This window comes from Microbacterium sp. (genome assembly GCF_047607225.1).
Classification (GTDB): Bacteria; Actinomycetota; Actinomycetes; order Actinomycetales; family Microbacteriaceae; genus Microbacterium.
The window spans coordinates 20,109-45,602 of the sequence record NZ_JASGDO010000053.1; the positions used below are offsets into that span (position 1 = coordinate 20,109).

General features: G+C 67.3%; 25 protein-coding genes. 8 read left to right on the forward strand and 17 right to left on the reverse strand.

The genetic code is table 11. The features are described 5' to 3' along the window. Positions 1 to 3 precede the first annotated feature (3 nt). Entirely contained in the window at positions 4 to 783 is a 780-nt protein-coding gene (pgl, locus tag QM591_RS10715) for a 6-phosphogluconolactonase (protein WP_415132392.1), read from the forward strand. Between the two features lie 79 nt (positions 784 to 862). Here the strand turns inward: pgl and QM591_RS10720 are convergent, their stop codons facing one another. The 11 genes from QM591_RS10720 to QM591_RS10770 all read right to left on the reverse strand — a co-directional run bounded on the left by QM591_RS10720 (position 863) and on the right by QM591_RS10770 (position 12,803). Then, positions 863 to 1,219 (reverse strand): RNA polymerase-binding protein RbpA, encoded by a 357-nt coding sequence (locus QM591_RS10720; RefSeq protein WP_067159628.1) that lies wholly within the window; start codon positions 1,217 to 1,219, stop codon positions 863 to 865. Beyond that, complete coding sequence (gene secG, locus QM591_RS10725) at positions 1,219 to 1,467, reverse strand: preprotein translocase subunit SecG (protein ID WP_067159625.1); 249 nt, start codon at positions 1,465 to 1,467, stop codon at positions 1,219 to 1,221. Before secG ends, QM591_RS10720 begins: the two co-directional genes overlap by 1 nt. 113 nt (positions 1,468 to 1,580) lie before the next feature. Further along, positions 1,581 to 2,369 carry a triose-phosphate isomerase gene (gene tpiA / locus QM591_RS10730; protein WP_415132395.1) on the reverse strand — a complete coding sequence of 263 codons (789 nt, stop codon included), beginning with the start codon at positions 2,367 to 2,369 and terminating at the stop codon, positions 1,581 to 1,583. After that, positions 2,360 to 3,574, reverse strand: a complete 1,215-nt coding sequence (locus QM591_RS10735) for a phosphoglycerate kinase (RefSeq protein WP_415132397.1) — start codon at positions 3,572 to 3,574, stop codon at positions 2,360 to 2,362. The genes tpiA and QM591_RS10735 overlap by 10 nt, the downstream gene beginning before the upstream one ends. Before the next feature lie 9 nt (positions 3,575 to 3,583). After that, entirely contained in the window at positions 3,584 to 4,594 is a 1,011-nt protein-coding gene (gene gap, locus QM591_RS10740; protein WP_067159615.1) for a type I glyceraldehyde-3-phosphate dehydrogenase, read from the reverse strand. Positions 4,595 to 4,698: 104 nt separating this feature from the next. Next, positions 4,699 to 5,334, reverse strand: a complete 636-nt coding sequence (locus QM591_RS10745; protein ID WP_067159612.1) for a superoxide dismutase — start codon at positions 5,332 to 5,334, stop codon at positions 4,699 to 4,701. A 179-nt stretch (positions 5,335 to 5,513) separates the two neighbouring features. Beyond that, positions 5,514 to 6,491, reverse strand: coding sequence for a DNA-binding protein WhiA (whiA, locus tag QM591_RS10750; protein WP_415132398.1), 978 nt, complete (start codon positions 6,489 to 6,491; stop codon positions 5,514 to 5,516). A 53-nt stretch (positions 6,492 to 6,544) separates the two neighbouring features. Then, the gene (gene rapZ, locus QM591_RS10755) at positions 6,545 to 7,414 is read right to left on the reverse strand and encodes an RNase adapter RapZ (protein ID WP_415132399.1); all 870 of its coding nucleotides are present in this window, start codon (positions 7,412 to 7,414) and stop codon (positions 6,545 to 6,547) included. Between the two features lie 66 nt (positions 7,415 to 7,480). Then, the gene (gene uvrC / locus QM591_RS10760) at positions 7,481 to 9,424 is read right to left on the reverse strand and encodes an excinuclease ABC subunit UvrC (protein ID WP_415132400.1); all 1,944 of its coding nucleotides are present in this window, start codon (positions 9,422 to 9,424) and stop codon (positions 7,481 to 7,483) included. 1 nt (position 9,425) lies between these two features. Beyond that, the gene (gene uvrA, locus QM591_RS10765; RefSeq protein ID WP_415132401.1) at positions 9,426 to 12,320 is read right to left on the reverse strand and encodes an excinuclease ABC subunit UvrA; all 2,895 of its coding nucleotides are present in this window, start codon (positions 12,318 to 12,320) and stop codon (positions 9,426 to 9,428) included. 9 nt (positions 12,321 to 12,329) lie between these two features. Continuing rightward, complete coding sequence (locus QM591_RS10770; protein WP_415132402.1) at positions 12,330 to 12,803, reverse strand: MarR family winged helix-turn-helix transcriptional regulator; 474 nt, start codon at positions 12,801 to 12,803, stop codon at positions 12,330 to 12,332. Between the two features lie 33 nt (positions 12,804 to 12,836). Here QM591_RS10770 and QM591_RS10775 point away from each other — a divergent pair, with 33 nt between their 5' ends. Beyond that, the gene (locus tag QM591_RS10775) at positions 12,837 to 13,070 is read left to right on the forward strand and encodes a hypothetical protein (protein WP_415132403.1); all 234 of its coding nucleotides are present in this window, start codon (positions 12,837 to 12,839) and stop codon (positions 13,068 to 13,070) included. 45 nt (positions 13,071 to 13,115) lie between these two features. Here QM591_RS10775 and uvrB read toward each other — a convergent pair whose 3' ends face one another. Beyond that, positions 13,116 to 15,185, reverse strand: coding sequence for an excinuclease ABC subunit UvrB (gene uvrB, locus QM591_RS10780; RefSeq protein WP_415132404.1), 2,070 nt, complete (start codon positions 15,183 to 15,185; stop codon positions 13,116 to 13,118). A 243-nt stretch (positions 15,186 to 15,428) separates the two neighbouring features. On the opposite strand from uvrB, the gene QM591_RS10785 reads away from it, so the two are divergent. Beyond that, positions 15,429 to 16,049, forward strand: coding sequence for a DUF4126 domain-containing protein (locus tag QM591_RS10785; protein ID WP_415132405.1), 621 nt, complete (start codon positions 15,429 to 15,431; stop codon positions 16,047 to 16,049). Here QM591_RS10785 and coaE read toward each other — a convergent pair. Further along, positions 16,031 to 16,642: a dephospho-CoA kinase gene (gene coaE, locus QM591_RS10790; RefSeq protein WP_415132406.1), complete on the reverse strand. Its 612-nt coding sequence runs from the start codon at positions 16,640 to 16,642 to the stop codon at positions 16,031 to 16,033. The genes QM591_RS10785 and coaE overlap by 19 nt on opposite strands. Before the next feature lie 294 nt (positions 16,643 to 16,936). Between coaE and QM591_RS10795 the strand changes: the two genes are divergently transcribed. From QM591_RS10795 to QM591_RS10815, 5 genes are all read left to right on the forward strand, one after another. Further along, on the forward strand, positions 16,937 to 17,497 hold the full coding sequence (locus tag QM591_RS10795; protein ID WP_415132407.1) for a hypothetical protein: 561 nt from the start codon (positions 16,937 to 16,939) through the stop codon (positions 17,495 to 17,497). Between the two features lie 46 nt (positions 17,498 to 17,543). Next, positions 17,544 to 18,224 (forward strand): signal peptidase I, encoded by a 681-nt coding sequence (locus QM591_RS10800; RefSeq protein WP_415132408.1) that lies wholly within the window; start codon positions 17,544 to 17,546, stop codon positions 18,222 to 18,224. Next, entirely contained in the window at positions 18,221 to 18,808 is a 588-nt protein-coding gene (locus QM591_RS10805; RefSeq protein ID WP_415132409.1) for an LPXTG cell wall anchor domain-containing protein, read from the forward strand. The genes QM591_RS10800 and QM591_RS10805 overlap by 4 nt, the downstream gene beginning before the upstream one ends. Then, positions 18,805 to 19,347: a hypothetical protein gene (locus tag QM591_RS10810; protein ID WP_415132410.1), complete on the forward strand. Its 543-nt coding sequence runs from the start codon at positions 18,805 to 18,807 to the stop codon at positions 19,345 to 19,347. The genes QM591_RS10805 and QM591_RS10810 overlap by 4 nt, the downstream gene beginning before the upstream one ends. Before the next feature lie 110 nt (positions 19,348 to 19,457). Then, positions 19,458 to 20,225 carry a response regulator transcription factor gene (locus tag QM591_RS10815; RefSeq protein ID WP_415132411.1) on the forward strand — a complete coding sequence of 256 codons (768 nt, stop codon included), beginning with the start codon at positions 19,458 to 19,460 and terminating at the stop codon, positions 20,223 to 20,225. A 39-nt stretch (positions 20,226 to 20,264) separates the two neighbouring features. Here the strand turns inward: QM591_RS10815 and QM591_RS10820 are convergent, their stop codons facing one another. The 4 genes from QM591_RS10820 to QM591_RS10835 form a co-directional block, all read right to left on the reverse strand. Further along, positions 20,265 to 21,467 (reverse strand): hypothetical protein, encoded by a 1,203-nt coding sequence (locus QM591_RS10820; protein ID WP_415132412.1) that lies wholly within the window; start codon positions 21,465 to 21,467, stop codon positions 20,265 to 20,267. Continuing rightward, the gene (locus QM591_RS10825; RefSeq protein WP_415132413.1) at positions 21,464 to 23,101 is read right to left on the reverse strand and encodes a sensor histidine kinase; all 1,638 of its coding nucleotides are present in this window, start codon (positions 23,099 to 23,101) and stop codon (positions 21,464 to 21,466) included. The genes QM591_RS10820 and QM591_RS10825 overlap by 4 nt, the downstream gene beginning before the upstream one ends. 83 nt (positions 23,102 to 23,184) lie before the next feature. Next, entirely contained in the window at positions 23,185 to 24,636 is a 1,452-nt protein-coding gene (rpsA, locus tag QM591_RS10830) for a 30S ribosomal protein S1 (protein ID WP_415132414.1), read from the reverse strand. Positions 24,637 to 24,852: 216 nt separating this feature from the next. Further along, a complete protein-coding gene (locus QM591_RS10835) occupies positions 24,853 to 25,311 on the reverse strand; it encodes a YchJ family protein (RefSeq protein ID WP_415132415.1) in 459 nt (152 codons plus the stop codon). Between the last annotated feature and the right edge of the window lie 183 nt (positions 25,312 to 25,494).

Genomic DNA, 25,494 nt, shown 5'->3' on the forward strand with positions numbered 1-25,494 from the left:
GCGATGGCAGAGTTCGGCACCGAGAAGCGCGTCGTGATCAGTCCCGACGCGCCCTCACTGGCCGCCGCGGTGGCCCGCCGATTCCTGGATCGTCTGATCAAGCGCTCCGAGGCCGGAAAGGTCACCCACATCGCCCTGACCGGCGGAGCGATCGGCACCGAGGTGCTGAAGGCCGCCGGCGCAGACCCGCGGCGCACGCAGGTCGACTGGACGCGGGTGCACTTCTGGTGGGGCGATGAGAGGTTCGTGCCGCGATCCGACCCGGACCGCAATGAGCGGGGCGCTCGTCACGCCCTCCTCGAGCGCATCGACGTGCCGTCGGAGAACGTCCACGCCATGGCCTCCCCCGACGACGGGATCTCCCTCGACGATGCCGCCTTGTCCTATGCCGACGAACTGGCTCGTTTCGCCGACGACGGGCAGGAGTGGCCGCGCTTCTACATCTGTTTCCTCGGCGTCGGGGCGGACGGGCACATCGCATCGCTCTTCCCGGACCGCGGGGAGATCCAGGTGACCGACCGAGCGGTCCTTCCGGTTCACGAGGCGCCCAAGCCGCCCGCGGACCGGTTGACCCTCACCCGTCCGGTCCTCAACTCGGCCCGATGCGTCTGGATGGTGCTGTCGGGAGAGGATAAAGCGGCGGCCCTCGGACTGGCGTTGGCCGGCGCGAGCTACGACAGCGTTCCGGCGGCGGGGGCCAAAGGCGTGAAGCGTACCGTCTTGTTCGTCGACGAGGACGCCGCCAAGCAGGTGCCCGCCGACCTCATCGACCGCGACTTCTGATCCGCGAGGCGAGCGTCACTCGCCGGACCACCAAGCTCCTCATCCGATCCGGACGGGAGTTCGTTGGCAGAGAGTCGCCTCAGTCCTGGCCGCGACGCTCGCGCAGCTGCTGAAGCGCATCGCCGAGCAGAGCTTCGGCTTCTTCCTCGGTCCGACGTTCCTTCACGTAGGCGAGGTGCGTCTTGTAGGGCTCGGTCTTCGCCAGGGCAGGAGGATTCTCCTTGTCGCGGCCGGCCGGGAGCCCGGAGTGAGGCGAGTCGATGACGTCGGGGATCTCCTCTTCGGTGATCCCCGCGGCGAAGTAGCGAACCGTCTCGTTGCCCAGGGCGTCCCAGTACGACACGGCGACGCGGTCGGCGTGGTGTCCGTGATCCTGCTCCCCCATGGGTCCCGCGCCGACGCGGGTCCCGCGAATCGCATTTCCTCCGGTTGCCATCAGATCCCCTGGAACTTCGTGATGAGCCCGAGCGCGACGATCGTGACGAACCACACCAGCGCGAGCACGATCGTGAATCGGTTGAGATTGCGTTCGGCCAGACCCGACGATCCGAGCGCCGAGCTCATGCCTCCTCCGAACATGTCGGAGAGGCCGCCACCCCGTCCCTTGTGCAGCAGGATCAGGAGCGTGAGAAGGAGGCTGGTGATGCCCAGCAGCACCTGCAGCACGAGCGCGATGATATCCACAGTCGATGAAGCCTTTCGCGGCGCCGACCAAACCGGGCGCACAAGGGTTGAGTATACCGGCTGGCGCGACACGAGACGGCGTCGCGCCAGCCGGGGTCTTGCGGGGCGGTGCGTCAGACGCCGACGTGCTTCTGATAGCGGATGATCGCCGCGAACTCGTCGGCGAGCAGGCTCGCGCCGCCCACGAGGGCACCGTCGACGTCGGGCTCGCGCATGAAGCTCGCGATGTTGCCCGACTTCACCGACCCGCCATAGAGCACACGCGTGCTCTCGGCAGCCTCCGCACCGAGCGTGTCGGCAACGACGGCCCGCAAAGCGACACAGACTTCCTGCGCCTGCTCGGGCGAGGCCACCTGACCGGTGCCGATCGCCCACACGGGCTCATACGCCACGACGACATCGGCATCGGCGGGAACTCCGTCGAGAGCCGCCTGCAGCTGCGCGACCGACACCGCCGTGGGTCCGGACTCCTCGCGCTGCTCCAGCGTCTCTCCCACGCAGATCACCGGGACGAGACCGTGCCGCAGCGCAGCCTGGACCTTTGCGGCGACCGTGGCGTCGGTCTCGTGATGGTACTCACGACGCTCGGAGTGGCCGATGATGACGTAGGCGCAGTCGAGCTTCTTCAAGAACGCGCCCGAGATCTCGCCGGTGTAGGCACCCGAATCCTGGGTCGACAGATCCTGCGCACCGAGCGCGAACGGGATCTTGTCGGCGTCGAGAAGTGTCTGCACGGTACGGATGTCGGTGAACGGCGGGAAGATCGCCACCTCCACCGAGTCGTCCTCGTGCTTGGCATCCTTCAATGTCCAGTGCAGCTTTTGGACGAAGGCGACCGCCTGCAGGTGGTCGAGGTTCATCTTCCAGTTGCCGGCGATGAGGGGCTTGCGGGTCACTGCCATCCGAGGATCTCCAATCCGGGGAGCTTCTTGCCTTCGAGGAACTCGAGGCTCGCGCCCCCGCCCGTCGAGATGTGTCCGAAACGGTCGTCGTCGAACCCCAGCTGGCGGACCGCCGCGGCCGAGTCACCGCCGCCGACGACGGACAGCCCGTCGACCTCGGTCAGCGCTGCCGCCACGGTCTTCGTGCCGGCCGCGAACGCCGGCATCTCGAACACTCCCATGGGGCCGTTCCAGAACACCGTGCGCGAGGTGCGAATGGCTTCGGCGAAGATCTCCGCCGTCCGCGGCCCGATGTCCAAGCCCATCCCCTCGGCACCGAACGCGGTGTCCTCCAGCGCGTCCGCATCGGCGACGACGTGGTCAGCATCGGCTGAGAAAGCGGAGGCCATGACGGCGTCGACGGGGAGCACGAGCTCCACGCCCTTCTCCTTCGCCGTGGCGATGTAGCCCTTGACCGTCTCGAGCTGATCGGTCTCGAGGAGGCTCTTGCCGACCTTGTAGCCCTGCGCGGCGAGGAAGGTGAACAACATCCCACCGCCCACGAGGATCTTGTCGGCGCGCGGCAGCAAGTGCTCGATGACGCCGAGTTTGTCACTGACCTTCGAGCCGCCGAGCACAACGGCGTACGGGCGCTCCGGCTTCTCGGTCAGGCGGTCGAGCACGTCGACTTCCTTCTCGATCAGGTAGCCCGCCGCGGACGGCAGCAGTTCCGCGAGGTCATAGACCGACGCCTGCTTGCGGTGCACGACGCCGAAGCCGTCGGAGACGAGGACGTCTCCGAGCTCGGCGAGCTCCTGCGCGAACGCGCGGCGCGTGGCCTCGTCCTTGGCCGTCTCGCCGGCGTTGAATCGGAGGTTCTCGATCACAGCGATGTCGCCGTCCTCGAGGGCGCCGACCGCGTCGCGCGCCGACGGGCCGACGGTGTCCCGGGCGAACGCGACCGGCTTGCCGAGAAGCTCGGAGAGCCGTTGAGCGACCGGCTCGAGGCTGTAGCGGGCGTCGGGGGCTCCGTCCGGCCGGCCCAGATGCGAGCACGCGATGACGCGCGCGCCCTGGTTGATGAGGTGGTTCAGGGTCGGAAGAGCCGCCCGGACACGCCCATCGTCCGTGATGACGCCGTCCTTGAGAGGAACGTTGAAGTCAACACGGACGATGACGCGCTTTCCGGCCAGCGAACCCAGGGAATCGAGGGTGCGCAGCGCCATGGAGCTACCTCAGAGCTTCTCGGCGACGAGCTCGGTGAGGTCGACGAGGCGGTTGGAGTAGCCCCACTCGTTGTCGTACCACGACGACACCTTGACGAGGTTGCCGCTGACGTTGGTCTGCCCGGCGTCGAACACCGACGAGTGCGGGTCGAGCTGGATGTCGCTGGAGACGATGGCGTCGTCGTTGTACTTGAGGTACCCGACCAGCTCACCCTCCTCCGCCGCCTTCTTGTACGCCGCGTTGATCGTCTCGGCGGTCAGGCCCTCGGTGGGGGTGATGATCGTGAGGTCGACGATCGAGCCGGTGGGAACCGGCACGCGGTACGACGATCCGCTCAGCTTGCCGTTGAGCTCGGGCAGGACCAGGCCGATCGCCTTGGCGGCACCCGTGGAGGCCGGAACGATGTTGATCGCGGCGGCGCGCGCGCGGTGCAGGTCGCTGTGCGGGCCGTCCTGCAGGTTCTGGTCGGCCGTGTAGGCGTGCGCGGTCATCATGAAGCCGCGCTCGATCCCGAAGTTGTCGTTGAACACCTTCGCCAGCGGCGCGAGGCAGTTGGTGGTGCACGACGCGTTCGAGATCACGTGCATCGTCGCCGAGTCGTACTCGCCGTCGTTGACGCCCATGACGAAAGTGCCGTCGACGTCGGTGCCCGGCGCCGAGATGATGACCTTCTTCGCTCCGCCCGCGATGTGCTTCTTGGCGTCGACAGCCTTGGTGAAGCGACCGGTCGACTCGATGACGATGTCGACACCGAGCTCACCCCAGGGAAGGTTCGCAGGGTCACGCTCTTCGAAGACCTTGATGGCCTTGCCGTTGACGGTGATCGAGTCCGCGTCGTACGAGACGTCAGCGTCCAAGCGACCGCCGACGGAGTCGTACTTGAGCAGGTGGGCCAGCGTCTTGTTGTCGGTGAGGTCGTTCACCGCCACGATGTCGAGGTCCGCACCCTGCTCCAGCGCGGCGCGGAGGAAGTTGCGTCCGATGCGGCCGAAGCCGTTGATTCCGATCTTGACAGCCACGGAAATTCTCCTGAGTGTGTCGTGCGCGAATGCGCGATTGTTGCGGTTTCGAACAGTGGACAACGGCGTCCAGCCAGGTCATCTCTGAGGGATGACCATGACGATCATGACAGTACCAGCAGCCCCTTGGTCTTCTCGCGAGCCGTGTCAAAGCGGGCCTGCACGTTGCCCCAGTTGGCGATGTTCCACGCCGCCTTCACGTAGTCGGCCTTGACGTTGAGGTAGTCGAGGTAGAAGGCGTGCTCCCACATGTCGAGCTGGAACAGCGGCACGGTGCCCATCGCGGTGTTGGCCTGCTGGTCGAACATCTGCTGGATGATCAGACGCTGCCCGATCGGGTCCCAGCTCAGCACGGCCCAGCCGGATCCCTGGATCCCCGTGGCCGCAGCCGTGAAGTGCGCCTGGAACTTGTCGAACCCACCGAAGAACTCATCGATCGCTGCGCGCAGCTCGCCTTCGGGCTCGCCGCCGCCGCCGTTGCCCGCCGGGGCGAGGTTGGTCCAGAAGATCGAGTGGTTGACGTGACCGCCGAGGTTGAACGCCAGGTCCTTCTCGAGCTTGTTCACGTTCGCGAGGTTGCCGCTCTCGCGCGCCTCGGCCAGCTGCTCGAGCGCCGTGTTGGCTCCCGTCACGTACGCCTGGTGGTGCTTGGAGTGGTGAAGCTCCATGATCTTGCCGCTGATGCTCGGCTCGAGAGCCGAGTAGTCGTAAGGGAGCTCGGGGAGCGTGTACGTGGCCATGTTCTCTTCTTCCTGTCGTGTCGCGCGACGGCGACGAGTGACGTGTCAGGGAATCTGACAGGTCCCGCCGCACGGGCTGCGGGCCTGTCGGAACGGACTGTTTTCCAGTCTATTGGTGGTCAACAACCGCACCAGGGGGTTGCTTCCCGATGCGGAGATGTTCTGCCGATATCGTGCGGTCAATCATCGAGGCCGGCAGGAACGGCGGACTCGGTGTCGGGGATCCCCTCGGCGGCCGCCTTCTTGTCGGCCATGGCCAGGAGGCGGCGGATCCGACCGGCCACGGCGTCCTTCGTCATCGGCGGATCCGCGTGATGGCCGAGTTCGTCGAGACTGGCGTCGCGGTGGGCGAGCCGCAGGTCGCCCGCTTGACGGAGGTGCTCGGGCACGTCGTCGCCGAGGATCTCGAGGGCGCGTTCCACACGCGCGCAGGCGGCCACGGCGGCCTGGGCAGATCGGCGCAGGTTCGCGTCGTCGAAGTTCACCAGCCGGTTGACGCCCGCCCTCACCTCGCGACGCTGTCGCAGCTCCTCCCACGCGCGCGCTGTGCGGACAGCGCCCATCTCGGCCAAGGCGGCGCGAATCGCCTCACCGTCGCGGACGACCACCCGGGGAGCACCACGGACCTCGCGGGCCTTCGCGGCGATGCCGAGCCGGTGGCCCGCACCCACGAGGGCCATCGCGGCCTCCGGAGAGGGGCAGGAGATCTCCAGCGCCGCCGACCGGCCGGGGTCTGACAGGGCTCCGGACGCAAGGAAGGCGCCTCGCCAGATCGCAGCGAGATCGCCGCGCGATCCCGTGGTGAGACGGTTGGGAAGCCCGCGCACGGGGCGTCGCCGCTGATCCAACAGACCCGTCTGACGGGCGAGCGTCTCACCGCCCTCGATGACCCGGACGGCGAAATGGCCGCCGGCACGGCCGCCGGAGGCCTGCACGTGCACGAGCTCTGGCCGGACGCCGTAGATCTCCATGATCTCCCGAGCCGCCCGACGGGCAAGGACGTCGGATTCCAACTCCGCTTCGACGGCGACTCGCCCGGCGATCGAATGGAGGCCGCCCGAGAAGCGCAGAATCGCGGTCAGCTCCGCGACACGCGCCGTGGGGCGAGGGTCGCGGACGGTTGCAAGTTCGGCCTTCACGTCTGCGGTCAACGACACGGCGGTCCTTCGTTCCTGTCCGGGGTGCGGGGTCTCCGCGGCAAACATCCAGCCTACTCGCGACCGAGGTCGCGGTGTTTCACGCGCACGGCGACACCGGGCACGGAGCTCAGCCGGCGCGCCAGTTCCAGGGCCGTCACGACGGAGCGGTGCTTGCCCCCGGTACACCCGACGGCCACGACGGAATGCTGCTTGTTCTCGCGCTGGTACCCCTCCAACACGGGCCGGAGGGCGCGCGCGTAGGTGTCGATGAACTCGAGCGCGCCCTGTTGCGACAGGACGTAGTCCCGCACCTGGGGCTCCTCCCCCGTGTGCGCCTTCAGCTCGGGGATCCAGAAGGGGTTCGGGAGGAAGCGCATGTCAGCGACGAGGTCGACATCGGTCGGCAGCCCGTACTTGAAGCCGAAGCTCATGACGGTCAGGGTGTGCCGGGCGTCGCCCTCCTCGCGGAAGAGGTCGGTCACGCGCGTGGCCAGCTGGTGGATGTTCAGCGAGCTGGTGTCCAGGATCACGTCGGCGCCCTCGCGAATGGCCGAGAGCCGCTCGCGCTCGCGGTGAATGCCGTCCAACAGGGTGCCGTCGTCCTGCAGCGGGTGCGGGCGCCTCACCGACTCGAACCGCCGCACGAGCACGTCATCGGAGGCGTCGAGGAAGAGCACACGCAATGGTCGGCCGCCCCGCAAGGCCTGCGTCACCGCGGGGAGCGCTCCGAAGAGGTCCCGACCTCGCACATCGACCACGGCAGCGACCTTGGGAAGGGCGCCCGCCGCGGCCTCCGAGATCTCCAGGAGCGGGCGCAACATCTGCGGAGGGAGGTTGTCGACGACGTACCAGCCCATGTCTTCGAGAGCGTTGGCAGCCGTCGTCCTCCCCGCGCCGGACATGCCGGTGACGATCAGGACCTCGCCTGCCGCGCCTGCCACGTGTTCCCCCGTCCCTTGCTGTGTCTCAGCCTATCGATACCCGGTCGGCGAGAGACGAGCGCCCGGTCAGGATGCCGAGAGGTGTGCGTGAACGGCGGCGGCCAAGGCAGGGCCGACCCCCGGGACCTGAGTGATCTCCTCCGGCGGCGCCGCGCGCAAGGCCGACACTGACCCGAAATGACGCAGCAGCGCTTTGATGCGCGCATCACCGAGGCCCGGCACTTCGCTCAGCACCGACGAGATGTCGCGCTTACGGCGCTTGCGCTGATGAGTGATCGCGAATCGGTGGGCCTCGTCACGGAGGCGTTGGAGAAGGTAGAGCGCCTCGGACGTGCGCGGCAGGATCACGGGGAAATCCTCGCCGGGAAGCCATACCTCTTCGAGTCGCTTCGCGATCCCACAGAGGGCGATCTCCTCGTGCCCGGCGTCGCGCAGCGCGCGGGCCGCCGCTTCGACCTGCGGCTTCCCACCGTCGACGACGAGAAGCTGAGGACGATACGCGAAGCGAGGGCGCTTCCGGGCAGTGACGACCAGCGCCTCATCGTCGCTGTCCACCGTCGAGTCCGTGACCACCTCATCACCCGTCACCCCTGCGTCGCCGACGTCGGTCTCTGCGGCCTCGTCGGAATCGACATGAGCGAGGCGCCTGCGGAGGACTTGGTAGAGGGAGTCGGTGTCGTCGGTCGTCTCCGCAACGGAGAACGAGCGGTACTGATCCTTGCGGGCGAGTCCGTCTTCGAAGACCACCATCGAAGCGACGACGTTCGTGCCGGACAGATGCGACACGTCGAAGCACTCGATTCGCAGCGGCGCCTCGGTCATCCCCAGCGCCTCCTGCAGGTCGGTCAGCGCGCGGGTACGGGCGGTGTAGTCGCTGGTCCGACGCGTCTTGTGCAGCATCAGGGCCTGCTGGGCATTGAGCATGGCCGTCTTCATGAGCTCGGCCTTGCGCCCCCGCTGCGCGACCTGGATCGACACGCGCTTCCCGCGGCGGGCCTGCAGCCACGCCTCCAGCTCGGTGGCGTCGTCGGGAAGACGCGGTACGAGCACCTGCCTCGGGATGTCAGCGGCGACGGCATCCCCGTAGGTGCGCTGGAGGACCTGGTCGATCAGTTCGGCACTCGTGATGTCGAGCTCCTTGTCGATGGTCATCGCCCGCACTCCCCGCACGCGCCCACCGCGCACGACGAAGTGCTGGACGGCAGCTGACAGCTCGTCCTCCGCTACTCCGAAGAGGTCGGCGTCGGTGTCGGAGGCGAGAACCAGGGCGCTCTTGTTGAGCACGGCATCGATCGCGGTCAGCTTGTCGCGATAGACGGCAGCGGACTCATAGTCCAGGGCGGCTGCGGCTTCCCTCATCCGCGCCGTGAGCTCGCGCGTGAACCGCTGGTCACCCCCGGACAGGAACGCGATGAAGTCCTCGACGATGGCGCGATGCTCCTCGATCGTCACCTTCATCGAGCACGGTCCGCCGCACCGCCCGATCTGGCCCGGAAAGCACGGCCTCCCGGTGGCCATCGCTTTCTTGTACGAGGCGTCGCTACAGGTGCGTATCGGGAAGACCTTGATCATCAGGTCGATCGTGTCGTGGACGGCCCACACCTTGGGATAGGGGCCGAAGTACTTCGCACCCGGAATCTTGCGATTGCGGGTGACGATCACGCGTGGGGCTTCGTCCGCCAACGTCACCGCGAGGTAGGGGTAGGACTTGTCGTCCTTGTATCGGACGTTGAACGGAGGCGAGAACTCCTGGATCCACATGTACTCCAGCTGCAGGGAGTCGACGTCTGTGGCGACGACGGTCCACTCCACCGAGGCGGCGGTCGTGACCATCCGCCGCGTGCGTTCATGGAGCGTATGCAGTGGAGCGAAGTAGTTGGAGAGCCGAGCACGCAGGTTCTTCGCCTTACCGACATAGAGGACGCGTCCATCCGCATCACGGAATCGGTAGACACCCGGATCAGTGGGGATCTCGCCCGGCTTCGGGCGGTAGGACAGCGGAGAGGCCATCTCAGCCGGCCTTGCGCGCGGTGGCTGCCGTTCCGGTCGGGAGGATCTCCGCCAAGAAGGTGCCGGTGTGGCTCTCGGGGACGGCGGCAACCTGCTCGGGAGTGCCGGTCGCCACGATCTGTCCGCCCCCGGCGCCGCCCTCGGGACCGAGATCGATGATCCAGTCGCTGGATTTGATGACGTCGAGGTTGTGCTCGATGACGATGACGGTGTTCCCCTTGTCGACGAGACCGCCCAGCACCTCGAGAAGGCGGCGCACATCCTCGAAATGGAGGCCGGTCGTCGGCTCGTCCAGGACATACACGCTGCGTCCGTTGGAGCGGCGCTGCAGTTCGGTCGCGAGCTTCACACGTTGTGCCTCGCCCCCGGAGAGGGTCGTTGCCGATTGCCCCAAGCGCACGTAGCCGAGGCCGACGTCGACGAGAGTCCGCAAGTAACGGTGGATCGCCTGGATCGGCTCGAAGAACTCTGCAGCCTCAGAGATCGGCATGTCGAGCACCTCAGCGATGTTCTTGCCCTTGTAGTGGACTGCGAGCGTGTCGCGGTTGTACCGCTGACCGTGGCACACCTCGCAGTCGACGTATACGTCGGGCAGGAAGTTCATCTCGATCTTGATCGTGCCGTCGCCCGAACAGGCTTCACACCGTCCGCCCTTGACGTTGAAGCTGAATCGACCCGGCTGATACCCCCGCGCCTTGGCTTCGGGCGTCTCGCTGAACAACGTACGGATACGGTCGAACACGCCGGTGTAGGTCGCCGGGTTGGATCGGGGCGTCCGTCCGATCGGCGCCTGGTCGACGTGGACGACCTTGTCGAGGTTCTCCAGACCCGTGACACGAGTGTGTTTGCCCGCCACCCGTCGCGCGCCGTTCAGACGCGTAGCCAGCACCTCATAGAGGATGCCGTTCACGAGGGTCGACTTCCCCGAGCCGCTGACGCCGGTGACCGCCGTCAGCACGCCGAGCGGGAAGTCGACGGTGACGTTCTTGAGGTTGTTCTCACGCGCGCCCACCACGGTGACGACACGCTTCTTGTCGATCTTCCTCCGCTTGCGGGGCGTCTCGATCTGGCGCCGGCCGCTCAGGTAGGCGCCCGTCACCGACCGATCGTCTTCTAGGAGCGACGCGAGCGGTCCGGAGTGGACGACCTCGCCGCCGTGCACACCGGCACGGGGTCCGATGTCGACGACCCAGTCGGCGGCGTCGATCGTCTCTTCGTCGTGCTCGACGACGATCAGCGTGTTACCGAGGCTCTTCAGGCGCACCAGCGTCTCGATCAGGCGCCGGTTGTCGCGCTGATGCAGACCGATCGACGGCTCGTCGAGGACGTAGAGCACGCCCGTGAGTCCGGAGCCGATCTGCGTCGCGAGCCGGATACGCTGCGCCTCGCCTCCCGAGAGCGACCCCGCGGAGCGGCCGAGGCTCAGGTAGTTCAGTCCCACCTGGATGAGGAAGTCGAGCCGCGCGCGGATCTCACGGAGCACCGCCGCCGCGATCTGCGCCTCTCGATCGGTCAATTGCAGTTCCGCGAAGTAGACCTGCGCTTCTCCGAGGCTCATGCGCGATGCATCGGCGATCGAGTGCCCGTGGACGCGGACGGCGAGAACCTCCGGCTTGAGTCGGTCGCCCTGGCATACCGGGCACGGGACCTCTCGGAGGTACTCCGCCCAGCGCTGGCGCTGTGTGTCGGACTCCGCCTGCGTGTACTGACGCTCGATGTACGGGATCACGCCCTCGAAGCCCGAGGTGTAGCGCATCTCACGCCCGTAGCGGTTCTTCCACCGGACCGTGACCTTGAAGTTCTCACCGCGGAGCACCGCTTCCTTCACACGGTCGGGCAGGTCACGCCACGGTGTGTCCAGCGAGAAGTCGAGGTCGTCGGCAAGGCCCACGAGCAGCCGTTCGTAGTACTGGAACAGTCCCTTGCCCTGCGTGGTCCAGGGCAGGATCGCTCCCTGATTGATAGAGAGCTCCTCGTCTCCCAGCAAGAGGTCGACGTCGACGGACATGCGCGTTCCGAGCCCGGAGCAGGCCGGGCAGGCGCCGAACGGTGCGTTGAACGAAAACGTGCGCGGCTCGATCTCCGTCAGCTGGAGCGGATGCCCATTGGGGCACGCCAGCTTCTCGGAGTAGCTCTGCCACGCCTCGTCGCCCTCGGCATCGACGAAGTTGACCTGCATGACGCCGCCGGCGAGTCCCAATGCGGTCTCGACCGAGTCGGTGATGCGCCCGAGGAGGTCGGGGGCTGCGACGAGTCGATCGACCACGACGGCGATGTCGTGCTTGTAGCTCTTCTTGAGTGTCGGCGGTTCTGCGAGCTGGACGAGCTCGCCATCGACCACCGCGCGCGCATAGCCCTTGGCGGACAGCTCTTTGAAGAGGTCGACGAACTCGCCCTTCTTCTGCGAGACGACCGGCGCGACGATCTGGTAGCGGGTGCGCTCAGGGAGCTCGGAGAGCTGATCGGCGATCTGCTGCACGGTCTGCCGCTGGATGCGCTCACCGCAGGTCGGGCAGTGTGGCACCCCGATCCGCGCCCACAGAAGTCGCATGTAGTCGTGGATCTCGGTGATGGTTCCGACCGTCGATCGCGGGTTGCGGTTGGTGGACTTCTGGTCGATGGAGACCGCAGGACTCAGCCCCTCGATGAAGTCGACGTCGGGACGGTCGACCTGCCCGAGGAACTGACGCGCGTAGGAGCTCAGGGACTCGACGTAGCGGCGCTGCCCCTCGGCGAAGATCGTGTCGAAAGCGAGGCTCGACTTTCCGGACCCGGAGAGCCCGGTGAACACGACCAACGCGTCCCGCGGGATGTCGAGATCGACATCCTTCAGGTTGTGGACGCGGGCGCCACGGACACTCAGTTTCGACGGGGAAGCGACGGGGACGATGGGCACCGCACAAGTCTAGGTCGGGGTTCCGACATCGGCTCCGGAGCGGCCGGGACGCGACCGGGGGCCCGCGAAACCGACCAGCGCTTCGCGGAGCGCGACGATGTCGGCGATGTCCATCCCCACCCGTTCCATGACCGCCCCGGGCACCTCGAGGGCCCGTTCGCGCAATGCACGTCCGTCGGCCGAGAGGGCGATGTCGAGAACGCGCTCGTCATCGGAGCGGCGGCGACGCTCGACCCTGCCTTGAGCCTCCAAGCGCTTCACGAGCGGAGACAGGGTGGCCGGCTCCATCGCCAGAGCGTCTGCGAGGTCGGCGAGTGACCGCGGCGACTGCTCCCAGAGCGCGAGCATCACGAGGTACTGCGGATGGGTCAGCCCGAGCGGCTCGAGAATCGGCCGGTAAAGGGAGACCACGTTCCGTGCGGCCGTCACCAGCGCGAAGCACAGTTGGCTCTCCAGAGCGAGCATCTCGTCACGCGTGTCCATCCACCCCGTCCAATCCTTAGTACACTAATCATCATGACACGAAGCGAACCGGACTCGACCCTTCGCCAACGCGTTCGCGAAGCGGGCGGCTGGTACGCGTACCTCAACAGTCGCCTCATCCGGTTCGCCGGACCGGCCTCCGTCGGTCCGTACGACACCGAGCCTGAGCCCGAGCGCGCCGGTCGCGCTTGTCCGCTGTGCGGTCACCCGATGTCGGAGCACACGTTCGACCGCAGCGGGCCGAAGCCACTCATGCACTGCCCCTGACGGCGCGGACGACGACCGACACGAGGCGAGCGCGAACGGCAACGGTCACGCGTGCCCGGCCCGCTCCATCGCGCGCAGCTCCTTCTTGAGATCCTGAACCTCGTCGCGCAGCCGCGCCGCCAGCTCGAACTTCAGCTCCCCGGCCGCAGCGAGCATCTGTGCAGACAGGTCGGCGATCGTCGCCTCGAGCTGGTTGGCCCCCTCCGCGGCAATTCCTTCCCGCCGCAGTCGCGGCGTGGGGCTCTTGCCCTTGCCGCTGGCGTTCTTGCGAGACAGCAGCTCCTGCGTGTCCGAGGCCTCTCGTGCCAGCACATCGGTGATGTCGGCGATGCGCTTGCGCAGGGGCTGCGGATCAATGCCGTTCTCCGCGTTGTACTGGAGCTGCCGCTCGCGACGACGCTCCGTCTCGTCGATCGCCGAACGCATCGAGTCGGTCATGTTGTCGGCGTACATGTGTACCTCGCCGGAGACGTTGCGCGCCGCGCGACCGATCGTCTGGATCAACGATGTGCCCGAGCGCAGGAATCCCTCTTTATCCGCGTCGAGGATGGCGACGAGCGATACCTCGGGCAGGTCGAGACCTTCGCGGAGCAGGTTGATCCCCACCAGCACGTCATAGACGCCGGATCGGAGCTCGGTGAGGAGCTCGACACGACGGAGGGTGTCGACGTCGGAGTGGAGGTACCGCACACGCACCCCGTGCTCACCCAGGAAGTCGGTCAGCTCCTCCGCCATCTTCTTGGTCAGCGTCGTGACGAGGACGCGCTCATCGCGCTCCACCCGCAGGCGGATCTCTTCCAGCAGATCATCGATCTGCCCCTTGGAGGGCTTGACGATGATCTGCGGATCGACCAGGCCCGTCGGGCGGATGATCTGCTCGACGACCCCGTCGGCAATGCCCATCTCATACCGTCCGGGCGTCGCCGACAGATAGACCGTCTGACCGATGCGCTGTTTGAACTCGTCGAAGCGCAGTGGGCGGTTGTCGAGCGCGCTGGGGAGCCGGAAGCCGTGGTCGACGAGCGTGCGCTTGCGTGACGCGTCTCCCTCATACATCGCACCGATCTGCGGAACGGTGACATGCGACTCGTCGATCACGAGGAGGAAGTCGTCCGGGAAGAAGTCGAGCAAGGTGTGCGGCGGCTCGCCCGCGGAACGTCCGTCGAGGTGACGCGAGTAGTTCTCGATCCCGGAGCAGAAGCCGAGCTGCTGAAGCATCTCGAGATCGAAGGTCGTGCGCATCCGCAGCCGCTGGGCCTCGAGGAGCTTGCCCTGACCCTCCAGCTCGGCCAGTCGAGAGGCGAGCTCCGTCTCGATCGTTCCGATGGCTCGCTGCACCGTGTCGGTTCCCGCGACGTAATGCGAGGCCGGGAAGATCGGCACGCTGTCGAGTTTCTGGACGACCTCGCCCGTCAGCGGATGCAACATGTAGAGCGCCTCGATCTCGTCGCCGAAGAGCTCGATGCGCACGGCGTACTCCTCGTAGACCGGGATGATCTCGATGGTGTCTCCCCGCACGCGGAAGTTCCCTCGTGAGAAGTCGACGTCGTTGCGGTTGTACTGCATCGCGATGAACTTGCGGATGAGCGCGTCTCGGTCGTACCGCTCCCCCACCTGCAGAGCGACCATCGCGCGGAGGTACTCCTCCGGTGCGCCGAGGCCGTAGATGCACGAGACCGTGGAGACCACGACGACGTCTCGGCGGCTCAGGAGCGAGTTGGTCGTCGAGTGCCGGAGCCGCTCGACCTCGGCGTTGATCGAGGAGTCCTTCTCGATGAAGGTGTCTGTCTGCGGGACGTACGCCTCGGGTTGGTAGTAGTCGTAGTAGCTCACGAAGTACTCGACCGCGTTGTGGGGCATGAGGTCACGGAACTCGTTGGCCAGCTGGGCCGCGAGGGTCTTGTTGTGCGCGAGTACGAGCGTGGGTCGCTGCACCTGTTCGATCAACCACGCCGTGGTGGCCGACTTCCCCGTGCCCGTCGCGCCGAGCAGGACGACGTCGGTCTCGCCCGCGTTGATGCGCGCCGCCAGCTCCGCGATGGCCTGTGGCTGATCTCCGCTGGGCGAGTACTCGCTGACGACCTCGAACGGGCGCACGGATCGGGTGGTCTGCATTACTCCAGCGTAGGCCGGGGCTCCGACACCGGGACCGGTGTTCGCGCTCGGCGAGGCTCAGACCTCGTCGTCCTCGCCCGACTCGAAGTCGCCCACGGCGAAGTCGTCCCACTCGTGGTCGTCGTCTGTCCGTCGCATCGGCGATCTCCTTCCTTCAGCGCTGTGCACGCACGATACGCGGCAGAGATGAACGAGGGATTGCCTCGCCGTTTCAGAGTGTCGCGACGCCGTAGGGTGGACGACATGCTCGAGTTCCTCGTGGGGTCAGGCCTTGCCGCAGCGGCAGGACTGAACGCGTGGATGCCCCTGTTCGTGCTCGGGCTCGCCGACCGGGTGGTGCCGGCGGTCCACGTTCCCGAGGCCTGGGCGTGGATCTCCAGCGACATCGCGCTGTGGGTCACCGGGATCCTTCTCGTCATCGAGATCGTGGCGGACAAGATCCCCGCCGTGGATTCCGTGAACGACATCATCCAGACCGTGGTGCGTCCCGCGTCGGGCGGCATCGTGTTCGGCGCGGGCTCCGCCTCGGAGACCGTGCGCATCGACGACCCGGCCTCCTTCTTCGCTGACAACGCATGGGTCCCGGTGCTCATCGGGGTTCTGCTTGCGCTCGCGGTACACGCGGTCAAGGCCGCGGCGCGCCCTCTCGCCAACCTCGCGACGGCGGGACTCGCGGCACCGCTCGTGTCCACCGCGGAGGACGCATCGTCGTTCGCATTGACGCTCGCGGCGATCTTCGTGCCGATCCTTGCCGGACTTCTCCTCGCGGGACTCATCGTCGCGGCGGTGTTCGTCGTGCGGCGGCGACGCCGCTCCCTCGCCGCGCGGCGGAAGTCCGCCGCCGGTCAGGACGGATCGGACTGACTCCGCAACCGACGCCACAGCGCTTCGGTCTGATCGAGCGTCTCCTCCAGCGAACCCGCCGTGTCGATCACGACGTCGGCGATCGCCAGGCGTTGCGCGTCGCTGGCCTGGGCGGCGACGCGCGCTCGCGCCTCTTCGTCGGTCATGCCGCGCAGGTTCACGAGCCGCTCCCGACGGACCCCGGCCGGCGCGTGGGCGAGCACGACGAGATCCCACGGTTCGTCGGCACGCGCCTCGACGAGCAGCGGAACGTCGTAGACGACGATCGCGTCGGGATCGCTGGCGAACGCTTCCTTGAACCGCCGCGCCGATTCGGCCCGCACCGCGGGATGGACGATCGCGTTGAGCCGTTGGCGCGCCGCTTCGTCCGCGAAGACGATCGCGGCCAGCGCCGCGCGGTCTAGCTCACCGTCTTCTCCGACGACAGCGTCGCCGAACTCCTCTCGGATCTCCCGAAGGACAGGGGAACCCGCCCTCTGGACGTCGCGTACGACAGCATCCGCATCGACGACGACAGCACCGCGCGACCTGAGTCTGTGCGCGATCGTCGACTTCCCCGAGGCGATTCCGCCGGTGAGCGCGATGAGAGCCATGACACTGAGGATGCCATGCGTCGGCGCTGACGATGTTCTCTGACAAGGCCAAGCGACGCTTGAGCCCGCCTTGAGGGTTTCCTGAGAGTCGGGTCATAACGTGTTCCTTGCTGGCTTCGAACCCGAAACGAAGCCCCCACCGAGCTGGACCCGAACCCGACTCGGTTACCCGAACAGTCCGGTCTGCCCGAACAGACCGACCTGATCCCCCGTTCCAGCATGCGCAACCGCTCGTTGGAACGGGGGGCCGGTCGGCGTGCCGTGGCGCCCGGCTCTCAGCCCGAAAGGCACGTCATGAGCACGCCCGAAAACACCACGTCCGTCGAACAGCCGCAGCGCAAGAGCAAGCGGCGCACTGTTCTCGCGTTCACGCTCGCAGCCCTCGCCGTCGGCGGCATCGGTGCCGCGGCGACCAGCGCGGCCTGGAGCGACAACGTCTTCTTCTCCGCCAAGGCGGAGGCGGCGACCTTCAACCTCCAGGGTTCGCTCAACGGGACCACCTGGCAGGAGTCGGACTCCAAGGGGTCGATCCAGCTGATCGTTCCCGCCACGGCACTTCAGAACCTCGTTCCGGGAGAATCCCGGACCATCGACCTGTGGGTGAAGAACCTCGGCAGCGTCGGTGCCGCCCTGACCCCGACGGTCGAATGGGCCGCCTCGCCCGCCTCCACCTTCACCGCCAACCCGAGCGCCACCGTGGAGGGCCTGTCGGCTTCGCTCACGGCTGCGACCGGCGCCGGAGCCTCCGACCAGTTCCAGCTGAAGGTCACCACCGACAGCAACTGGGCCGCGAGCAACCAGGGCAAGTCGGGCACCATCATCGTCACGGTCACCGGCACCGCGGTCGCCCCGTAAGCACACTCCACAGACCCGCCGCGACGAACGACACCACGAGAAAGGGATGACGATGCAGCTGCTGCGCCGCCTCGCTGAAGTCGTGCTGTGGACGCTCGCCGCGGTGGGTCTGCTCTGCGCGGTCCTCTGGGGAGCGACCGCCATGGGCCTCGTGAAGCCCCTGATCGTGATCTCGGGGTCGATGGAGCCCCAGATCATGACGGGAGACCTGCTGATCGATGTCCCGGTCGAGACGGAGGGCCTCGGTGTGGGTGACGTCGTGAGCCTTCCGTCCGAGCTCACGGGCAACCTCGTGACGCACCGCATCGAGAAGGTCGCCGCGACCGGCGACGGGACGTATCAGATCTCGATGAAGGGCGACAACAACGCCGCGTCCGACGCGCTGGACTACACCGTCGGCGACCGCGTGTGGCAGCCCGCCGTGCAGCTCAGCGGATGGGGATCCGCTGTCCAGCGCCTGACGACCCCGGGGGTTGCGATCCCCTTGGTGATCGGACTGGTCGCGCTGCTCGGCATCACGCTGTTGCTCCCGGCACCGACACGTCGGCCCTCACAGGGACGGGGGGTCCCGGCCGACGCACAACAGGGGACAGCAGTCGGGGGGACTGCCGCCCCCGTGGCCGCCTCGGGCGCGGAAGGACCGGCGGCGTCGGGGGCGCCCCGGTCCGAGCCCGAGACAGCGCTGACGATGACACGCGCGCAATGGCGAGAGCTGGCCCAGCGATGACCGGAACCCGCATCCTGACGCTCGGGCTCCTGATCCTCGTCGCCGGAGGCGTCGCCGCCCTCGTGCAGCCCGCTCCTGCTCTCGCTCAGTCCGTCCCGCTGACGCACGACTTCGGTATCCTCCTGCCCGGCGAGACGGTCTCCCACGAGCTCACGTTCCATGTGGACAACCGCGCCACGGTCTTCGACGCGACGTTCCTGCTGGACGGCGACGGCGCCTGGAGCGCCACCGTGTGCAGCGCGAAGGGCCTCTGCCGGGATCTGTCTGGCCTGAAGGGCCGGACCCTCGACTCCGGCGACTACCGCCTCGTCCTCGGGTTGACGCTCTCCGAGAGCGCCAGCACGACAGACATCTCCGCGGACGGCGTGATTCGTCTGGTCGAGGCAGACGTCGACAGCAGCGTCTCCGAGCCGGGCGCGACCGGCGGCGTGGATCCCGTCGCACCCGCACTCCCCGCGACCGGCGCTCAGCTTCCGCTCCTGCTGATCCTCATCGGGAGCGGTCTGCTGATGGCCGGAGGCATCGTCCTCGCCTCGACACGCCGTCACGCTCGGCCCGCTGACGCGAGGGAGGACCTCTCATGAAGATGACACGCCTGCGCGTGACGGCTCTCCTCATCGCTTTCGGCTGCCTCATCGCGGGTGGCGGTGTCGCCGGGTCGATCGGCAACACCTCGGCGGCGTGGACCGACAGCACATCGGCGTCCGTCGTCGCGACGGGCGGCTCATGGGTTCCGGTGTCCGCGGTCGGCTGCACCGCGATGAACCCGAACGGCACTCCCAAGCCGGGCGGGCGCTGTTCGGTGACCTCGGTCCAGCTCCAAGGTGAATGGGGCAACCCCGGCGCCCGCACACGTGGCTACTCGGTCGTGTTCAACTCGAACGCCGGCGGCGGCTACATCCAGTTCACGATCGATCTCTCCGCCGCGGGTGGGCCGTTCTCGTGGTCGACCGCAGGTCTCGTCGCCCCGGCACAACAAGCCATCCCGAACAACGGCTGGTCCTGTGCCCAGTTGCCCATGCTCACCGCCAAGACCCCCACGAACTGGGGCTGGGGACAGAGCAGCTCGATCTACTTCCAGGTCACCGAAGACCGCTCTTCCACGGGCGCGGTCTGCGGATGAACCCGCCGACACAACCGGCCGCGGTCCCGTTCCGGCACTCCTTCTGGGATATCATCGCCGGTGCCGGTCCCCTCCGCAGAACCGTCGACCGGCAGACGGAGGTATCCCCGGTGCCGGATTCGAAGGTCGCCGTCGTCATCGAGGACGACCCCGACATCCGATCGCTCATCTCCGAGGTGCTCGACCAGGCCGGATTCACGGTGCATCCCGCCGGGACGGGAGTTGACGGGCTCGAGTTGATCCGCGACCACCAGCCGATCGTCACCACGCTCGATGTCAGCCTCCCCGGAATGGACGGGTTCGAGACCGCTCGCCGTATTCGCGCCGTCAGCGACACGTACATCGTCATGCTGACCGCGCGGGCCGACGAGATCGACACTCTCCAAGGGCTCCAGTCCGGAGCGGACGACTACATCACCAAGCCGTTCCGCCCGCGAGAGCTCCGGGCGCGGGTGGAGGCGATGCTGCGGCGTCCGCGGACGCTCGGAAGCGAGGCGACGACGACCGATGCGACTGCGACCGGGCCGATGGCGGCCGTGACGGCGCCGGACGGCGCCGGATGGCTCGACCACAAGGGGCTGCGCCTGCACCCCGACATGAGGGTTGCCAGCGCCGACGGAGCAGATCTGGATCTGACCCGGAGTGAGTTCGACATCCTCCACGATCTTCTCGCGGCCGGCCGGCGCGTGGTGGGAAAGGGCGAGCTCGCGCTGATGCTGCGAGGCGAGAGCCACCTCGGGGTCTCGTACATCAGCGATCACGACACGCGCGCCATCGAGGTGCATGTGGCCAACCTGCGTCGAAAGCTCGGTGAGTCCGCCACGCATCCCCGATGGATCGAGACCGTGCGAGGGATCGGTTACCGGCTGACCCTGTGACAGGATCCGTGGCCCCGCCGCCGGTGTGGGACGACGGCGCTACTCCCCTGCGACGGCGGTGTCGCCACCCGCGAGGTCGCCGGGGGGCTCCGCGAAGATCACCGATGCGTCGACGCTGGTCGACGACCGACGAGCAGCGAGGCTGGCCGCATCTTGAAGCATCAAGGCGTCATAGCCCATATCGAGGCTGACGGCCACTCCGACTCCCAGCACCGGGATCACCGCGCTCCCCCGCTCGGCGAAACCGTCGAGGAGTCGACGTTGGATGCGGCTTGCGACACGGCCGGCTTCGGCGGCGGAATCGGGCTCGAATGCCAGCACCATCGAGTTGTCGGCGCCGTGCCCGACGAGCGCGAAGGTGGGAGCGAACCGGCGGACACCGGCACGGAACTGCGTGCGGAGTGCCTCCTCTTCAGTGCTTCCGAACGCCAGGCTGATCTGGGCGAGGTCGTCCATGCGCATCGCCACGACGGCGAAGATGCGACCCCCCGCTTCGGACCGGGCGGCGACCGTCAGCACCGCCGCTCGGAACGACGTCTCCTCCAGGATCCCTTCCGGGGAGACGCGGAGGAGGTTACCGTCGTGATCCTGCCGCACGGTGACCCGGCCGCTGCGCAGCATCGTGGCGGTCGTGAGCGCGACCAACGTGAGGACGATGGACACGATGCCGGTGATGCTCGAGTTGAGCCACGTTCGGAAGAGGTCGCTGTCGGGTCCAAGGACGGCCAGCACCACGGCCCGAGCGAAGTAGAACACAGCCACGAAAGCGAGCACGATCGTAAAACCGAGCGAGCTCCACATCGCTCCCATGGCGCCCCGCCGGGACTCGAAGGAACCGAGCGCGGCGAACACCGCGATGCCGAGGAACATCAGTTCGGACCCCGCCCACTCTCCGCCACGCGGGCCCGCGAAGAGCGCGGACAGCATCGTCACCACGGCCACGGAGACCACAGCGGCTCCCGGGAGCCTCGTCGCACGGCCATTGAAGGTGCGACACCCGAGCCAGAAGCAGCCGGAAGTGGCCACGAGCGACGCATTGCCGATGGCGATCGCGATCCATGGCTCCGACGCCTGTTGCCACACCAGGTACGCGACGACGGTGAGCATTCCACCCAGGAACGCGAGCGCCCACACCCGTCCCGCGCCCACTTCTCGACGCAGGATCGTCTCGACCAGGTACAGCACTCCCGCTGTGATCGTCACGACCGCCACGATGACGTTCACGGTGAAGAGGTCGATCACGATCGCTTCCCCTCCCTCGTCGTCAGGGCCGGCAGACGAACGATGAACATGGCTCCTTCATGCAGAACGGTGCGAACGGTGATGTCACCGCCGTGCGCGCGGACGATCTCGCGGCTGATCGCGAGACCGAGACCGCTCCCGTGCGTCGTGGAGTTGCGCACGAGGCCGGAGCGGAAGAAGCGCTCGAACAGCCTCGGAAGCTCCGACTCGGCGATCCCGGGCCCGTTGTCGCCGACGGCGAGCCAGACGTGGCTCGCATCACCCGTGAGTCCGACCTCCACGCGGCCGCCAACGTGGTTGTACTTGATGGCGTTGGAGAGGAGGTTGTCCACGACCTGGCGCATCCGGTGAGGATCGGCGATCGCGTGGACCGATTCCACGGCGGACGTGTCGATCTGCACCCGTCGTTCCTGCGCACGCGGGAGGGCCGCTTCCACCGCCGCCTCGACGACGGCGGACAGATCGGTGGGAACGGTGCGGAGGGTGAGTTCGACGCCCTGATGAGAGGCAGCCGATGCAGTGAGGAGGTCGGCGACGATGTCCAGGAGACGACCGGCGTTTCGCTCCACCACCTCGAGGCTCCGACGACTCACGGGCGAGAGCGTGGGATCGTCGAGGGCGAGCTCGACGTAGCCCGTGATGGAGGTGAGAGGGGTACGAAGCTCGTGGGACACCGATGCGATCAGGTCCGCCCGTGCCCGCAGAGCGAGCTCTTCGGCGGTGACATCGAGCGTGACGATCACCATGCCCGCGTCCGAGAGATCCTTGTCGACGAGCCTCCGAGCCGTAGAGCGCAGCGCGCGTCGGCTCTCGTCACCGGGGTCGCCGTGCCAGACCAAGGCGTTCTCGAACACCTCTCCCCGCCGGGCACGAGCCAGCGGCAGATCCTCGTCGTCGAGAGGCGATATGCCATCCGCCGCATACGCGCGCGACGTATCCGCTCTGGCACGCTGCAGTCGACCGTGCGCCTCGTTGGTGACGACCATCGACCCGTCGGGGGTCAAGCGGATCACGCCGAAGTCGACCGCCTGCAGCACCTCGGTCACGAGGTCCTCCTGCCGCCGCGCGCGGTCGACGGAACGCTGCAGGAACAGGGACTGCTTATCGAGGAGGGTGCGTTGAGCCATCGCACGGCGCGACCCGATCGCGGCGATGGTGGCAAGTCCGGCGATCATGACCGGGAACAGGAACGTGCCCGGATTGATCGTCTGGGCCGGGGCCGCGAGGTTCTGAGCCCAGTAGGCGATCGTGATCAGACCGCTGCCGAGGAGCGCTCCCCAGCCGCCGAAGGCGGAGGCGATCCAGATGGCAGGAAAGGCCCACATGAGCCCGAGCGCCGCATCGGGCGCGGCTCCACGCATGAGGACGATCGCCCCGATGTCGGCGAGGGGAAGCACGAGCATCGCGAGCGCGGGAAAACGGTTCCACGGAAGGACGAACGCGGCCCCTGTGGCGACGAACACCACGGTCACGCCCAGGATGAGCAGGATTCCGTCGGCAACGGCGTCGAAGATCACGACGAGGATGGCCGCCAGCAAGACCACCGAACCGAGGAGCACCTGGTTGAGCAACAGCGATCGATCGCGTCCGCGGCCGATGATGCCGGTCGGGCTCGCTGCCGCGCTGATGATCACCTTCTGACGTTACAGCCAACCGCCGGGCCAGACGAGGAAGGGGCCGCGACCAATTGGTCGCGGCCCCCATTGAGCGTGTCCGATCAGCGACCGGAGAGCTTCTCACGCAGTGCGGCCAGCGCCTCGTCGTCGGCGAGCGTTCCGCCGGCGTTCGAGGAGTCGGACGAGAACGAGGATCCGCCGGTCTCGGCCGGAGCAGCTGCCTCGGCCTCGAGCGCCTTCGCGACGGCGGCCTTGTGCTGCTCCCAGCGAGCCTGGGCAGCGGCGTACTCCTGCTCCCACTTCTCGCGCTGAGCGTCGAAGCCCTCGAGCCAGGCGCCCGACTCGGGGTCGAAGCCCTCGGGGTACTTGTACTCGCCGTTCTCGTCGTACTCGGTCGCCATGCCGTAGAGGGCCGGGTCGAACTCGGTGCCGTTCGGGTCGACCGACTCGTTCGCCTGCTTCAGCGAGAGCGAGATGCGGCGGCGCTCGAGGTCGATGTCGATGATCTTGACGAAGACCTCTTCACCGACGGAGACGACCTGCTCGGCGAGCTCGACGTGCTTGCCCGAGAGCTCCGAGATGTGCACGAGGCCCTCGATGCCGTCGGCGACGCGGACGAATGCACCGAACGGGACCAGCTTGGTGACCTTGCCCGGAGCGACCTGACCGATCGCGTGGGTACGGGCGAAGACCTGCCACGGGTCCTCCTGCGTCGCCTTCAGCGACAGCGAAACGCGCTCGCGGTCGAGGTCGACCTCGAGGATCTCGACGGTGACCTCCTGGCCCACCTCGACGACCTCAGAGGCGTGCTCGATGTGCTTCCACGAGAGCTCGGAGACGTGGACGAGACCGTCGACACCGCCGAGGTCGACGAACGCACCGAAGTTGACGATCGACGACACGACACCCTTGCGAACCTGACCCTTGTGCAGGTTGTTGAGGAACGTGGTGCGCGACTCGGACTGCGTCTGCTCGAGGAGCGCGCGACGCGAGAGGACCACGTTGTTGCGGTTCTTGTCGAGCTCGAGGATCTTCGCCTCGATCTCCTGGCCGAGGTACGGGGTGAGGTCGCGCACACGACGCAGCTCGATGAGCGAGGCGGGAAGGAAGCCGCGGAGGCCGATGTCGACGATGAGGCCACCCTTGACGACCTCGATGACCGATCCGGTGACGACGCCGTCGTTCTCCTTGATCTTCTCGACATCGCCCCACGCGCGCTCGTACTGAGCACGCTTCTTGGACAGGATGAGACGGCCTTCCTTGTCCTCCTTCTGGAGAACCAGGGCCTCGACCTCGTCGCCGACCTTGACGACCTCGTTCGGGTCTACGTCGTGCTTGATGGAGAGCTCACGCGAGGGGATGACGCCCTCGGTCTTGTAGCCGACGTCGAGGAGCACCTCGTCGCGGTCGATCTTCACCACGGTGCCTTCGATGAGGTCGCCGTCGTTGAAGAACTTCAGGGTCTTCTCGACCGCGGCCAGGAAGTCCTCAGCAGATCCGATGTCGTTGATAGCGACCTGCTTGGTGGCCGGGGCGGTCGTTGCGGTAGTCATGTAGTGGGTTGTCCTTGTTGGGTTGGGTGTCGGGCTGCGGCCCCGAAGCGGACGCTTCTTCCTCCCTCGTGGACGAGCGAAGCACGGCAGCAGCGGTGTGAATGGGATTTGCGTGTCACGGACGCATGGCGAAATCACCACAAGCGTGACACTCCAGGGTATCAGAACCGCTCCCCCGCCAGGCAAGACCGAACGCCGGCGGCGGAGGCTCGTCCCTCACGCGGTCGACGGCGGCTGCGACTGACCGTCGAGATACCACCAGCGGACACCGTCGGAGCGGAACCTGCTGCGTTCGACGAGCTCTCCCCGCGATCCATCCGCGGCGTCGCGCCAACGTGCGCGAAAGGCGACGACTCCTCGTCGGTCCCCCGGCGAGCCACCTTCCAGCGTGTCGACGATGAGCCCTTCCCAGACCAGGTGGTCGTCGAGTTCGAGCCGTACGGGCCGGGTCGCTGGGTGCCAGGTTCGGAGGAGGTGGTCTCGGTCGCGAAGCGCGAACGCAGAGTACCGCGACCTCATCAGCGTCTCGGCCGACGGCGCGTCCGCACCCCGCAGCCACGGTCCGCAGCAGTCGCCGAACCGGCCGCCACCGCACGGGCACGACGCGTCATCGGCAAGCTGCCGCCGCGTTCCGCGCGAGAAGGCGCTGCCCGTCGGCCCCGTCACGTCATCCATTCCCTCGACTCTATGAGAGGGCGGCCGGGGAACCTTCGTGGCGGCTCCCGTTGGTGGTTAGCAGCCGGGGGCGTGGGGGGTTTCGTGGCAGGTGTGTTGGACGAGGGCGGTGTGGGCTTCGAGGATGGTGATGCGGGTGGTGTGGGCGGGGATGTCGAGTAGTCCGGGGACGCGGGTCCATCC